The sequence below is a fragment of the Cognatiluteimonas telluris genome (assembly GCF_011320095.1).
In the GTDB taxonomy this organism is placed as follows: Bacteria; Pseudomonadota; Gammaproteobacteria; order Xanthomonadales; family Xanthomonadaceae; genus Cognatiluteimonas; species Cognatiluteimonas telluris.
Genome location: NZ_JAANOY010000041.1, coordinates 1 through 13152 on the forward strand (window position 1 = coordinate 1; position 13152 = coordinate 13152).

Genomic DNA, 13152 nt, shown 5'->3' on the forward strand with positions numbered 1-13152 from the left:
TCGGCCTCGGCGCGCTCGGCTTCGGCGCGTTCGGCTTCGGCGCGCTCGGCTTCGGCACGCTCGGCTTCGGCGCGTTCGGCTTCGGCACGTTCGGCTTCGGCGCGTTCGGCTTCGGCGCGTTCGGCTTCGGCACGTTCGGCTTCGGCACGTTCGGCTTCGGCACGTTCGGCTTCGGCACGTTCGGCTTCGGCACGTTCGGCTTCGGCACGTTCGGCTTCGGCACGTTCGGCTTCGGCACTCGCCAGGCGCGCCTGTTCGGCGTACTCGGCTTCCAGGCGCTCGTATTCCAGGCGCTCTTCCTGCTCGACGCGCTCGGCATCCAGGCGCGCCTGCTCGGCCGCGTCGATGACCTCGTCCTGGGGCGCGGTCGTTTCCGCCAGTGCCGGTTCGTCGGCGAACGGAGTGTCCAGCGCCTGCTCGATGTCCGCACCCGTTCCGGAGTGGTCCACGTTGATCGCGGCAGCGCCGGGCAAGCCCGCGTCGAGCTCGATATCCAGGTCGCCGGCAAGGCCGTCGCCGCCAATTGCGGCATGCGTACCGGCTTCGTCGAACGCGGGTACGAGATCCTCGCCAGGCGTTGTGTCGATGGCTGGCGCGGCCAGGTCGCCGAATCGGCCCAGGTCATCGGCGCTCAGACCGTCGCCACCCAAGTCGAGGGCGTCGACCAGCACCTCGTCCAGCGGCAGGCTGGCTTCGGGGAGGCTGTCGCGCAAACCGGCCAACCGGGCGGCCAGTGCGTCGCATCGCGGCACCCGCGGGGACGACGAGTGCAGCGCGGCAATGGTGGCGCGCGCGGCCGCGACCAGTTCGGCGAGCGCTTCGACCCCGTTGGCCGTTGCCTGGCGGCGCGCCACCAGCAGGCGCTTGACGTAGGCTTCGGCCGGCGTGAGTGCGTCGGTGATCGACGGCACTTCGGTCATGGCGAAAGCGCCGTTCATGGTGTGGATGGCGCGCAGCAGGATGTCGTCGGCTACGGCCGGGGCCGTGCGTGCGTCCTGAATCCAGCGCTCCACCGTCAACAGGTGGCCGCCGACTTCGATGTCGAGGATCTCGAGCAGGACCGGATCGACCGAGGCCGGCACGCCCTCGTCCACCATGGGCGCGCTTTCCGCCGCGGGCGTCGGCGCGGCATTGGATTCCGCAACCACGATCTCGGCCGCATCGCCGGTGCGGGCCGGCTCGGCGGCCGGTGCGCTGTAATACGCTTCCTCACCCGCGGCGACCCGGTCGGCGACGGACTGGATGCCGTCCAGGTCGGCCTGGATGACGCTTTCCCCACGCAGCGCGGCTTGCAGCTGCGGGAGTGCATAGAACGCCTGGTCGACCATCGCGATGACCGCCGGGCTGGCGGGACGCGTGCCATCGAGCACGCGGTTGAGCATGTTCTCGATCTTCCAGCTGAACTCGCCCAGGGTCTTCGCCCCAACCAGCCGGCCGCTGCCCTTGAGGGTATGGAACACCCGGCGGATCGACCGCAGGCGTTCGTGGTCGTCGGGTGCGGCACGCCACGGCGGCAGCATCTGGTCGAGGTTGTCGATTTCCTCCTCGAATTCCTCGAGGAAGACTTCGCGGATCTCGTCGTCGATCTCGTCGCCGGTGACTTCGAACCCGCCGGCAGTCTGGCCGACCGGCGCCGGTGCCGACGTCGGCGCGGCAACGGGCACCGGCTGGACCAGCGGTGCGCTGGCAACTGGCTCGACGAGTTGCGGCGAGGCCGTTTCCGGCAGCGTCAGTTCCAAGTCGGCGTCGGCGTCGGCGTCGTCCAGCGCCAGTGTTCCGGCAACCGCCGTTCTTGCCGATGCCGCTTCCATCGCCGGCAACGGCCAGTACTGCAGCGCGGTGAGGCTGTTGCGTGCGATGTCGAGGATGTCGTCGCGATTGGTGCGGTTCTCGCGCAAAGCTTCGAGGTAGTACTCCAGGCTGGCCAGGGCATCGGCCAGGGTGTCGAGCTGGCGGCCATTGGGCACGCGGCGGCGATCGATCAGTTCGCGCTCGGCGTACAGGCGCACGCCGGCCAGGTAATCCGCCGCCAGGCCGAGGTCGAGCATGCGCAGCGCGCCGCTGACTTCCTGCAACAGGCGCGGGACTTCGGCCAGTTCGTTGTGGTCCCAGCTGGTTTCCACGAAGGCCACGAACGCCTGGCGGGCGTCGGCGAAATTCGCCACCGCTTCGCGCACCACGATCTCGAGCACCTTGCGCGATTCGCTCGCCAGCAGGTTGTCGTCGCCGCCGTTGTCGGCGCCGCCGAGATGCGCGACCTGCTCATCCAGCGAAGCGTCGACATAGAGCAGTGCGCCGGCAATGTCGAGCAGCGCGCCTTCGTCCGCCGGGCGCTCGCCGCTCACCAGTGCGTGCATCGCATCGCGCTGTTGCTGCACGACATTGCGGGCCACGCCCAGGCCGAGCATGCCAAGGGTATCGGCGACCCGCGCCAGCGCCTCGACCTGCGGCTGCAGGCCGGTGATGTCGGTCTGGCCACTGCGCAGGTGCAGGTCGAGGACATCCTTGACCCGCAGCAGATCTTCCTTGATCGCCGCCGAAACGGTATCCAGCAGGGCGCGGTTGCGGCCGGTCAGGCTGCCGCGCGCATGCTCGAGTTCGGAGTCGGTCGGGCCTTGGGCATCCAGGTCGAACGTGTCGCGCAGCGCCTTCAACGATGGATGTTCGCCGTCCGAATGGGCGACGTGGTAGAGCAGCTGGCGGGTGGGTTCGAGGGCGGCGTCGGCGCGCACGGGCGTGCTGCCGTCCTGGTCGAAGACCTGCCTGGCTTCGCGCTCGACGCTGGCGAACGCCACGCGCAATCCATCCGAAGGCGCCATCGCGCCATCGCGTAGGGCCTGCGCGACCGATGCGGCCACCCACAGCAGGCGGCGGTCGGCCTCTTCGAGCGCATGCCGCACGAGCCCGTCCAGCGACGAAGCCAGTGTCGCCGCGTCCGTCGGCGCGGCGCCTTCGGTCCAGCCGGACAACGCCTGGTGCAGCTGGGCGAGCAGCGGCGCCGTCGCTGCTTCGCGGGCATCGCGCGATTCCATCGGCGAAGCGTCCGCCGCGACCGGCGCCGGCAGCTCGCGCTGCAGGTCCGGCGCGAACAGCACGCTCTCGCTCAGCCCCGCTTCGCCGCGCGCCGCCCGCAGCTCGTTGAGCAGCGGCAGCAGCACGATCGGGATGTCCTTGTGCCCGCCCTGGAGGCGCTCCAGGTAATCGGGCAGCAGCACCACGCCGCGCATCAGCGTCGCGCAGGCTTCGTCGCGCGAAGGCGTGCGGTTTTCCTGCAGCGCCAGCGCGAGGTGTTCCATTTCCTCGGCGACCATCGCCGGGGCGTACAACTCGACCATGCGCAGCGTGCCCTGCACCTGGTGCAGGTAGCTGGCACAGAAACGCATGCGACTGGTATCGGACGGGTCCTCGGCGAAGCCTTCGATCTCGATCCGCGCCTGGCGCAGGGTCTCGTCGAGCTCCGGCTTGATCCAGCCCAGCGTGGTGAAGTCGATCGCGTCGCGCAGGGCGCTCATCGCACGCCTCCGGTCATTCCCGGGGCGCGCGCGGCGCAGGCGCCGGTGGCGGAGAGGTTCATCCTGACGGGCACTCTGTCGTTACGTCGGCCGGATCGTGCGATCAGGCCGGGAGCTTGAAGTCGGCGACCGATCGACGCAGGTCCGCGGCGAGCTGGGCCAGGTTTCCGATCGACTCGGCGGTCTGGTTGGCGCCCTGCGTGGTCTGCGAGGTGATCTGCTGAATCGTGTTCATCGCCTGGGTGATGTTCGCCGCCGCGCCGGACTGTTGCTGCGCCGCGGTGGAGATGCCCTGGATCAACCCGGACAAGTCGGACGACACCTTTTCGATCTCGCCCAGCGCGGTACCCGCGTCCTCGGCCAGTCGCGCACCGGCGACCACTTCCGACGTCGTCTGCTCCATCGAGCTGACAGCTTCGTTGGTATCGGACTGAATCGTCTGCACCAGGGTTTCGATTCGCTTGGTCGCGTTGGACGCGCGTTCGGCGAGGCGCTGAACTTCGTCGGCCACGACCGCGAACCCGCGGCCTGCTTCACCTGCCGATGCGGCCTGGATCGCGGCGTTCAGCGCCAGGATGTTCGTCTGCTCGGAGATGTCGTTGATCAGTTCGACGATCGAGCCGATCTCCTGCGAGGACTCGCCCAGGCGCTTGATGCGCTTGGACGTTTCCTGGATCTGGTCGCGGATGTTGTCCATGCCCTGGATCGTCTGGCGCACGACGCCGGCGCCGTTGGTCGCGATCTGCACCGAACGCTGCGCCACCTCGGCCGACTCGGCGGAGTTCTTCGACACCTGGTTGATGCTGGCCGCGATTTCGCTGATCCGGTCGGAAGCGGAGGAGATTTCCTGCGCCTGGTGTTCGGCGGCTTCGGCCAGGTGCATCGCGGTCGCCTGCGTTTCCTGCGCGCTGGATGCCACCTGCACCGAGGTGTCGTTGATCGTGGTCACCAGGCTGCGCAGCTGTTCGACGGCGAAGTTGATCGAGTCCGCGATCGCGCCGGTCATGTCCTCGGTGACCGTCGCCTTGACCGTGAGGTCGCCTTCGGCAAGCGAACCCATTTCGTCCAGCAGGCGCATGATCGCCTCCTGGTTGCGGTTGTTCAGTTCCATCGTGGTCTGGAAGCGCGAGCGCTCGGCGCGGCGGCTGCTGAAGTACAGGCCGATCAGCGACAGCAGTACCGCGATACCCGAAATGATGCTGACCCAGACGCCACCGATGATGCTGGTGTCGCGCAGGGAGCCGAACGCCGTGACGGCGCGGAACAGTCCTTCGCTGTCGCTGAGCAGCTTGTCCGAGCCGCTGGCGAGGTTGGTGGCGGCCGTCTGCGCACGGAACAGGTCCTGCGAACTGCCGAGGATCGCGTTGAGGTCCTTCTGCATGTCGGCCCACAGGGTGTTGGCCTGGTTGAGCGATGCCGCCGCGGATGCCGAGGTCACCTTCTGCGCTTCACCGGTACCGCCCTGGCGGAAGCCGGTCAGCACCTGGCCGAACACGCCGGCGTCGCGGGCGAGCTTGTCGCCAGACATCGCCGCATCGGCGCCACCAGCCTGGATCTCGGCGACCGAGCGGGCCATGGTCGCCGCGAGGATACCTTCGCGCACCGCGAGGTAGACCTGCGAGGACGGTGCTCCGCTGGCCAGCATGCCGCGCACCACCTCGTCCAGCTGCGCCTGCAGTTGCGGCACGCGCTGCACGAAGCGGTCGGCGTTGCCGGCCAGGCCAAGCACGGCCTTCTCCGACGTGATCACCTGGTCGGCGCTCTTGCTCAGCGGCGCCCAGGTCTCGGTCACCGTCCGGATCGGCCCGGCGACGCTGGCATTGCTACCGAAGTTTTCGTTGAGCTGCTTGATGTCGTCGTCGATCTGCGCGCGCGTGAGCTTGAACGCGGCGAACGATTCGGCCTTGCCGCCGACCGCCTCGCGGCCCTGGTTGGCCAGCTTCTGCGAGTTCACCTGCAGGTTCGATGCCGCGGTACTGGCGCCACCGACGCGAGCCGCCTTGGTGGTCGCGATCACCGTGTTGCCCGCGAACACGACCAGCGACGCGATCAGCGCGAAGATCCAGACGTTGGTGCCGACGTTGCGACCCTTGACAGCCGCGTTGTCCATTACAGTGCTCATGATTCGACCTCGACCTTCGGTTGCTGTGCGGCTCAGGCCGCGGCTTGTCTGAATTCAGGTGTGCGGGCCAGCCGTTCCAGGCTGAAGATCCCCCACGAGGCGTCGGCCAGGTCGTAGGCCCGGTCGACGAAATGTGCGTAACGTCCTTCCGCGAGCACGCTTTGTGCCAACGTTTCGTCCGGCAGCTGCTGGGCATCGGTGAAGCTGCGCTGCCCGAACAGCTCATCGATCGTGACGGCGACATCGCCGCCGGGCTGGCGCACGATCAGCACGCGCTGGCTCTCGTGCAACACGGTGCGCTCGCCCTCGAGGAACTGCTTGAGGTCGACGATCGGCAGCAGGTTGCCGCGGATGTTGGCGACGCCCAGCAACCATGGCTGCGCGCCCGGCACCGGCGTCACCTGCGGCATTGGCAGGATTTCGACCACCTCGTTGAATCCCGAAGCCAGGCGCTTGCTGCCGATGCGGAAGCCGACGCCGCGCCACAGGCCCGGCGCATCCAGCTGCTCAGGCAGGCCGGCGACGTGGGCCAGGCTGCGCTGTTCGTAGTCGTCGAGGATGTCGAAGGCGGACATGCCTTCGTAATGCGTTGACATGGTGGCGGCCGGGTCTTGCGGGGCGTCGATGGTGGAGTCGGGTGCGTCGGATTGCGGCATCCCGGCCGGCGTCTCGATCACGCCGACGCCTGCCACGCCCGCATGCGGTCCGGGGGGCGCGTACGGACGGGCGTGTGTTTTCGAGCGCCGCGACATCTCAGGCGCCCAGCAGTTCGTTGATGCGGCCGATCAGCGCGCCTTCGTTCGGCGGTTTGACGATGTAGTCCTTGGCGCCCTGGCGCAGGCCCCAGGCGCGATCGGCCTCCATCGCCTTGGTGCTGACGATCAGCACCGGGATCGCGCTGGTCTTGGCATCGCGCGACAGCGCGCGGGTGGCCTGGAAACCGTTCATGCCGGGCAGCACCACGTCCATCAGGACCAGGTCCGGCAACTCGCGCTTGCAGACTTCGATGCCGTCCTCGCCGCTGCCCGACGCCAGCACCTGGTGCCCGTTGCGCTCGAGCAACTGGGTCAGGACCGCGGTATCGGTCGGCGAATCTTCGATCAACAGGATGCGTGCCATTGGTGCCCTTCCCCCCGGTCAGGCGTTGACGTGCTTGCGGATCGCGTCGAGGAGTTCCTCGCGCGTGAATGGCTTGGTGACGTATTGCTCGGAGCCGACGATGCGGCCGCGGGCCTTGTCGAACAGGCCGTCCTTGGACGACAGCATGATCACCGGCGTCGACTTGAACAGCTGGTTGTTCTTGATCAGGGCGCAGGTCTGGTAGCCATCCAGGCGCGGCATCATGATGTCGACGAAGATGATCTGGGGCTGCTGGTCGGCGATCTTCGCCAGCGCCTCGAATCCGTCGGTGGCGGTGACCACGTCGGCGCCTTCGCGCTTGAGCAGGGTCTCGGCGGTACGGCGAATGGTCTTCGAATCGTCGATGACCATGACCCGCAGGCCATCAAGGCTGCCGGTGCGGCTTTCGTCATTCATGAATTGCTCCCCTTGCGCGATGCTTCGTCACTGCCGGCACCGCTGCGTCCTGTCTATATCCCAGTCCTCGAGGGCAGTGTCAAGCGCTGGTGAAAAGCCGTCCGGCGGCCGCGCATTCACCTTGGCGGGCGTGTCCGGAGCCCCTGCTACCATGCGTCCGAATCTGCCGTGGAAGGCCCAATGGCGCTGCAAATCGTCACCGTGATGGATCCCATCGGATCGATCAAAATCGCCAAGGATTCGACCTTTGCGATGCTGCTGGAGGCGCAAAGGCGCGGTCATCGCCTGTTTTACGTGGTTCCGGGCGGACTCGCCGTACGCGACGGACAGGCCTGCGCCCGGATGTCGGAACTGAAAGTCCGCGACGATGCCGCGGCTTTCCATGAACTGGGCCAGCCATCACTCATTGCGCTGGATTCCAGCCATGTGGTGCTCATGCGCACCGATCCGCCGGTGGATGCCGACTACCTCCACGACACCCAGATCCTGAGCCTGGCACAGCGCGCGGGGGCGCTGGTGGTGAACGACCCGCAGGGCCTGCGCGACATGAACGAGAAGCTGGCGGCGCTGGAATTCCCGCAGTGCTGCCCGCCCACGCTGGTCAGCCGCGATGCCGCCGCGCTCAAGGCGTTCGTGGCCGAACACGGCGAGGTGGTGCTCAAGCCGCTGGACGGCATGGGCGGGCGCTCGATCTTCCGCACCAGCCACGGCGATCCCAACCTCAACGTGATCCTGGAAACCCTGAGCGGCAATGGCCGCCAGCTGGCGATGGCCCAGCGCTACCTGCCGGAAATCGCCCAGGGCGACAAGCGCATCCTGCTGGTGGACGGGGTGCCGGTGGATTACTGCCTGGCGCGGATCCCGCAGGGCGACGAATTCCGCGGCAACCTGGCGGCCGGCGGCCGCGGCGAAGGCCGCCGGCTGAGCGATCGCGACCGCTGGATCGCCACCCAGGTGGGCCAGGAGATGAAGCGCCGCGGGATGGTGTTCGTCGGCCTGGACGTGATCGGCGACTACCTGACCGAAGTCAACGTCACCAGCCCGACCTGCATCCGGGAACTGGATGCCCAGTTCGGGCTCAACATCGCTGGCATGCTGTTCGACGCGATCGAAGCCCGGGCGGCGGCGGACGCGGCCGGTCCCCAGGCCTGCCTGCGCGCCGGCTGACGCAGGCATCCAGCCGCGCGGGGCCACCCGGCCGCCCGGCGGCCTTCGTCCGCGCCCTCCCCTGTGTCCAGCCCGGTGCCTGCCTCCAAGCCCATGCAAACCGCCCTCCCCGGCCCGCAGATCGGCGAACGCGAACGCCTCAGCGCCACCCTGGTGCTGTCGCTGCTGCTGCACGGGATGCTGCTGCTGGGCGTCGGGTTCGCGATCAGGGGCGCGGCGCCGGTGTTGCCGACGCTGGATGTGATCCTGACCCAGACCAGCTCGGCGCTGACGCCCAGGCAGGCCGACTTCCTCGCCCAAGCCAACAACCAGGGCGGCGGCCAGAGCGACAAGGCCGTGCGCCCGACCGATAACCAGAGCGGGTTGGTCCCCAAGCCCGAGGACGGCGTCGCCCCGCGCCAGTTGCGCGCCCAGTCGCCCCGCCCCGAGCCGCCGCCCGAAGCGCGGGTGGTCAGCAGCAGCCGCGGACACCTGACCACGCCGCCGCCGCAGCCCGTGCCCAAGCTGGATGCCAGCCCGCTGCCGCCGGGCCGCATCAAGGTCGAGCACGACATGGAAATGGCGCGGCTTGCAGCCGAAATCCATCTCAACTCCCAGCTGTACGCGAAACGGCCGTCGCGCAAGTTCGTCTCCGCAAGCACCCGCGAATACGCCTGGGCCGGCTACCTGCGGCGCTGGGTCGACCGCGCCGAGCGCGTGGGCAATCTCAACTACCCCGAGGAAGCGCGGCGTCGCGGACTTTCCGGGACGGTGGTCATCGACGTCGGCATCCGCCGCGACGGCTCGGTCGAACGGGCGATCGTCATGGTGTCCAGCGGCATCCCCCTGCTCGACGCCGCCGCCCTGCGCATCGCCAAGCTGGCTGAACCCTATCCGCCGCTGCCCAAGACCGCCGAGGATCCCGATATCCTCGACGTCACCCGCACCTGGCGCTTCCTGCCCGGCGGCACGCTGGTCGACCAGTGAGCCCTTTGCAGCGGCCCGCCCCCGCGCGGGCGGTGCCAGGCAGGTTGCGCCGATCTCAACGCGACGCGCGCAGCGCCTGTTGCTCGACCAGGGTCAGTGCGACGTTGTCGCGCAGGTACGCCGGTTCGGCGCGCTCGGCGGCCACCACTTCACCGCGCGCGAAGGCCAGCGCCGCCAGCCGCGCGACATCGGCGGCGTGCGGCAGCGCGGTGGCGTCGACCGCCGCCAGTTGCGGGTGCAGGCGTGCCTGCAACGCGGCATCGGCGGCCGCGAATCCGGTGCCCACGCCATGCCAGCCATCGCCTTCGACCTCGGCGGCACCGGGCCTGAGCACCGCCTCGTTCCCGAGCAGGCGCAGCCCGCCGGCATCGCGGACGAATCCGCCCAGGTAGATCTCGCCCATGCGCGCATCGATCGCGGCAAGGATGCGTTCGCCAGGCGCCTGCATCGCCAGCGCCTGCAGCGTCGACACCGGGACGACCGGTCGATCCAGCGCCAGCGCGATGCCCTGCGCGATCGCGATCGCCAGGCGCACGCCGGTGAAGGCACCCGGCCCGCGGCCGACCGCGATCGCATCGAGCTGCGCCCTGGCGATGCCGGCGTCGGCCAGCAGCGCCTGCGCCCACGGCAAGGCCAGCTCGGCATGGCGGCGCGGAGCGAGTTCGAAACGCTCGCGCACCTCACCATCGATCCACAGCGCGACCGAGCAGGCCTCGGTCGCCGTTTCGAACGCGAGCAGCTTCACGCCGCAGGCCCCGGATCGGCGGCCGGCGGCTGCCACAACTCGACCAATCCACCTTCGGGATCGAGCACGTAGCCGAAGCGGCCTTCGGCGCCGTCCGCATGGCGGTCGAGCACCTGGCATCCGGCCGCGCGCAACGATGCCAGCATCGCGTCGAGGTCGTCGACGCGGAAATTGAGCATGTAGGCCTTGTCGCTGGGCGCGAAATAGTCGCTGTCGGCCGGGAACGGCGACCACACGGTCGCGGCCTCCGCACCGGTATCGCTGCGCCGCCAGGGCAACTGCGCGCCGCCCCAGGATTCGACCGGCAGGCCCAGGTGCTCGGCGTACCAGCCAGCGAGTTGCCCGGGGTCGCGCGCCTTGAAGAACACGCCGCCCAGGCCGTGTACCCGCGGTCTCTCGTCAGCCATGGCCCGACTCCAGCAATCCGGAAGCCGGGGATTCTGCCGCAAAGAACGCCTGCACATCGGCGACGTCGCGCGTGCGCGGCAAGGGCGGCAATGAATCGAGGAAGATGCGGCCGTAGCTCTTGCCCAGCAGCCGCGGATCGCACAGCACCAGCACGCCGCGATCGGACTCGCTGCGGATCAGGCGCCCGGCGCCCTGCTTGAGCGCGATCACCGCCTGCGGCAGCTGCTCGTCGCGGAACGGATTGCCGCCGGCGCGCCGCACCGCGTCCAGTCGCGCCTCGAACACCGGATCGTCCGGCGCCGCGAAGGGGAGCTTGTCGATCACCACCACGCTCAAGGCGGCGCCGGCAACGTCGACGCCCTCGCGGAAGCTCGCCGCGCCCAGCAGCACGCCGTTGCCGGATTCGCGGAAGCGCTGCAACAGCACGTGCCGCGGCGCATCGCCCTGCACGAACAGCGGCCACGGCCCGCCGCGCAGCGCATCGGCCGCCTCGCGCAGCGCCCGGTGCGAGGCGAACAGCACGAACGCGCGCCCGGCCGAGGCCTCCAGCACCGGCCGCAGGGCGGCGATCAATGCGCTGTTGTAGCCGCGCGACATCGGCTCCGGCAGCGCCGGTGGCAGGTAGCACAGCGCCTGCGTGTTCCAGTCGAAGGGACTGGGCTGCAGCAACGTCGTGGGCGCGACGAGGCCCAGCCGGGTGGCGACGTGGTGGAAATCGCCGGACACGGCCAGCGTCGCCGAAGTGAACACCCAGGCCGCATGGGATTTCTCGCGATGCGCGCGCAGCGGCGCCGAGACGTCCAGCGGCGTGCGCTGCAGGCGGAAGCCACGCGGCGACAGTTCGTACCAGCGCACGTCGTCGTCGCCGGCGGGCATGCCGTCGTCGAAGTCGTCGCTGGCGTCGACGGAACGCTCGCCGGCATGCGCGTCCTCGAAACCGTCGCCGGATCCGTCATCGGAGCCGTCATCGGCACCCACACGGCGCGGCCGCGCCCGCCAGCGCGCCAGCCGTGCGGCGAAGTCCTGGGCGCGCGCATGGCAGGCATCGAAACCGCTGGATGCCCCGCGCAATCCCGCCAGCGCCTGCGCCAGCCGCGCCAGCGCCGCGACGAGGTCGTCGAAGGCATCGCACACCGCCGGCTCGTGCAGCGCGCGCAGCCGCGTGCCGCGCGCGGGGAGGATTTCCATCGCCGCGCGCACCGCGCGCGTGGCGTGCTCGAGCTGCTGCGCGGGCACCTGCACCACCGCCAGTGCGCCGGTGACGTCCTTGCATTCGGCCAGCGCGTCGCGCGCCAGCTCCACCAGCGGCCGCGCGCCGAGGCCTTCGCCGAAGAACTGCGCGGCGAGCTCGGGCAACTGGTGGGCCTCGTCGACGACGAAGGCCTGCGCGCCGGGCAGGATTTCGCCGAAGCCTTCCTGCTTGAGCGCCAGGTCCGCGAGCAGCAGGTGGTGGTTGACCACCACCAGGTCGGCCGACTGCGCGCGCTGGCGCGCCTGCACCACGAAGCATTCGGACCAGAACGGGCACTCGCTGCCCAGGCAGTTCTCGGCGGTGCTGGTGACCATCGGCAGCAGCGGCGAGTCTTCGGGCAGCGCCTCGAGCTCGGCCAGATCGCCCATGCGGGTGCGGCCGCTCCAGGCGACGATGCGCTGGAACTGCGACACCTGCTCGCGGCTGCCGAACAGGCCGCCCGAACGCGGCTCGCCCTTGGCGTGCTCCAGGCGATAGCGGCACAGGTAATTGGCGCGGCCCTTGAGCAGCGCGGTCGACAGGCCGATCCCGAGCGCGTCGCGCACCCGCGGCAGGTCGCGGTGGTAGAGCTGGTCCTGCAGCGCCTTGGTGCCGGTGGAGATGATCGTCTTCATCCCCGACAGCAGCACGGGCACCAGGTAGGCGAAGGTCTTGCCGGTGCCGGTGCCGGCCTCGGCCAGCAGCTCGCCGCGCTGATCGAAGGCCTCGGCGATCGCTTCGGTCAGGCGCTGCTGCGCGGGCCGGGCGACGAAGCCGGGGATTTCCCGCGCCAGCACGCCGTCCGCGGCCAGCGCGGCGCGACTGTTGGACGCCAGATCGGTCATTTCAGAACCGATCGGGGCCGGTGACCTTGCAGGTCGAGGCGACGAGCTGTGCCTGCGCGGCGCCGGCGGCATCGCCGGCGAGCAGGCGGGTGCGTTCGATCGTCGCCCAGTGGCGCCGGCACAGCGGCCCGACCCGGGCGCCGATGGCGAACGCGTGGCGGGCCAGGCGCTCGGCGCTGACGGGGTCGTGCTCCAGCAATGCCGCCTCGGCGCGCTCCTGCAGCAGCGCCGGGTCTTCCGGGACCAGCGCCAGCGCCTTGTCCAGCGCCGCCGCGGCCTCCGGGTAACGATGGCTGGCTTCCAGCGCCAGCGCCTGCTCGCGCAGGTCGTCCACTTCGGGATCGCGCAGCGGCTGCACCGCGAGTTCGGCGTCGTCGCGACCGGCGGCGGCGCGGATCGCGGCGACCATGGCTTCGGGGGTTTCGGTGGTCAGCGCCCGCGGCGACGGCGCGGGAGGTGTCGCGCAGCCGGCCAGCAGGGCGAGCGCGATGGTCGCCAGCGCCAGAGCCGCGCGCGGCCCGACGACGCGTCGGGTGGCGACGTGCCGGAGGCCGGGACGTTGCCTGAGCAGGCGCGTCATGGCTGGGCCGAGGGCGACGCGGGCGCGGGCGCCGGAGCCG

General features: G+C 69.8%; 11 protein-coding genes and 1 pseudogene. 3 read left to right on the top strand and 9 right to left on the bottom strand.

Features of this window, described 5'->3' with window-relative positions; genetic code table 11:
- The coding region (locus G7B67_RS13640) for a pentapeptide repeat-containing protein (RefSeq protein ID WP_166212824.1) at positions 1 to 349 on the top strand (349 nt) is incomplete at its 5' end.
- A 1015-nt stretch (positions 350 to 1364) separates the two neighbouring features.
- Here G7B67_RS13640 and G7B67_RS13645 read toward each other — a convergent pair.
- The 5 genes and pseudogenes from G7B67_RS13645 to pilG form a co-directional block, all read right to left on the bottom strand.
- Positions 1365 to 3512 (bottom strand): annotated as a pseudogene (locus G7B67_RS13645) (FimL-related protein); the annotation flags it as partial.
- A gap of 103 nt (positions 3513 to 3615) precedes the next feature.
- Positions 3616 to 5634, bottom strand: coding sequence for a methyl-accepting chemotaxis protein (locus tag G7B67_RS12195; RefSeq protein WP_166212809.1), 2019 nt, complete (start codon positions 5632 to 5634; stop codon positions 3616 to 3618).
- Between the two features lie 32 nt (positions 5635 to 5666).
- On the bottom strand, positions 5667 to 6209 hold the full coding sequence (locus tag G7B67_RS12200; protein WP_166212826.1) for a chemotaxis protein CheW: 543 nt from the start codon (positions 6207 to 6209) through the stop codon (positions 5667 to 5669).
- A 178-nt stretch (positions 6210 to 6387) separates the two neighbouring features.
- The gene (locus G7B67_RS12205) at positions 6388 to 6753 is read right to left on the bottom strand and encodes a response regulator (protein ID WP_166212811.1); all 366 of its coding nucleotides are present in this window, start codon (positions 6751 to 6753) and stop codon (positions 6388 to 6390) included.
- Between the two features lie 18 nt (positions 6754 to 6771).
- A complete protein-coding gene (gene pilG, locus G7B67_RS12210) occupies positions 6772 to 7170 on the bottom strand; it encodes a twitching motility response regulator PilG (protein ID WP_166212813.1) in 399 nt (132 codons plus the stop codon).
- A 180-nt stretch (positions 7171 to 7350) separates the two neighbouring features.
- Here pilG and gshB point away from each other — a divergent pair, with 180 nt between their 5' ends.
- Together gshB and G7B67_RS12220 are read left to right on the top strand one after the other, a co-directional pair.
- Positions 7351 to 8337, top strand: coding sequence for a glutathione synthase (gene gshB / locus G7B67_RS12215; protein ID WP_166212815.1), 987 nt, complete (start codon positions 7351 to 7353; stop codon positions 8335 to 8337).
- A 93-nt stretch (positions 8338 to 8430) separates the two neighbouring features.
- On the top strand, positions 8431 to 9303 hold the full coding sequence (locus G7B67_RS12220; RefSeq protein ID WP_166212817.1) for an energy transducer TonB: 873 nt from the start codon (positions 8431 to 8433) through the stop codon (positions 9301 to 9303).
- A 55-nt stretch (positions 9304 to 9358) separates the two neighbouring features.
- Here G7B67_RS12220 and tsaB read toward each other — a convergent pair whose 3' ends face one another.
- The 4 genes from tsaB to G7B67_RS12240 all read right to left on the bottom strand — a co-directional run.
- Positions 9359 to 10048, bottom strand: coding sequence for a tRNA (adenosine(37)-N6)-threonylcarbamoyltransferase complex dimerization subunit type 1 TsaB (gene tsaB / locus G7B67_RS12225; protein ID WP_166212819.1), 690 nt, complete (start codon positions 10046 to 10048; stop codon positions 9359 to 9361).
- Entirely contained in the window at positions 10045 to 10455 is a 411-nt protein-coding gene (locus tag G7B67_RS12230; RefSeq protein WP_166212821.1) for a VOC family protein, read from the bottom strand. Before G7B67_RS12230 ends, tsaB begins: the two co-directional genes overlap by 4 nt.
- Complete coding sequence (gene yoaA / locus G7B67_RS12235; RefSeq protein WP_166212822.1) at positions 10448 to 12532, bottom strand: DNA repair helicase YoaA; 2085 nt, start codon at positions 12530 to 12532, stop codon at positions 10448 to 10450. Before yoaA ends, G7B67_RS12230 begins: the two co-directional genes overlap by 8 nt.
- Position 12533: 1 nt before the next feature.
- On the bottom strand, positions 12534 to 13152 hold a 619-nt coding region (locus G7B67_RS12240; protein ID WP_425482449.1), incomplete at its 5' end, for a hypothetical protein.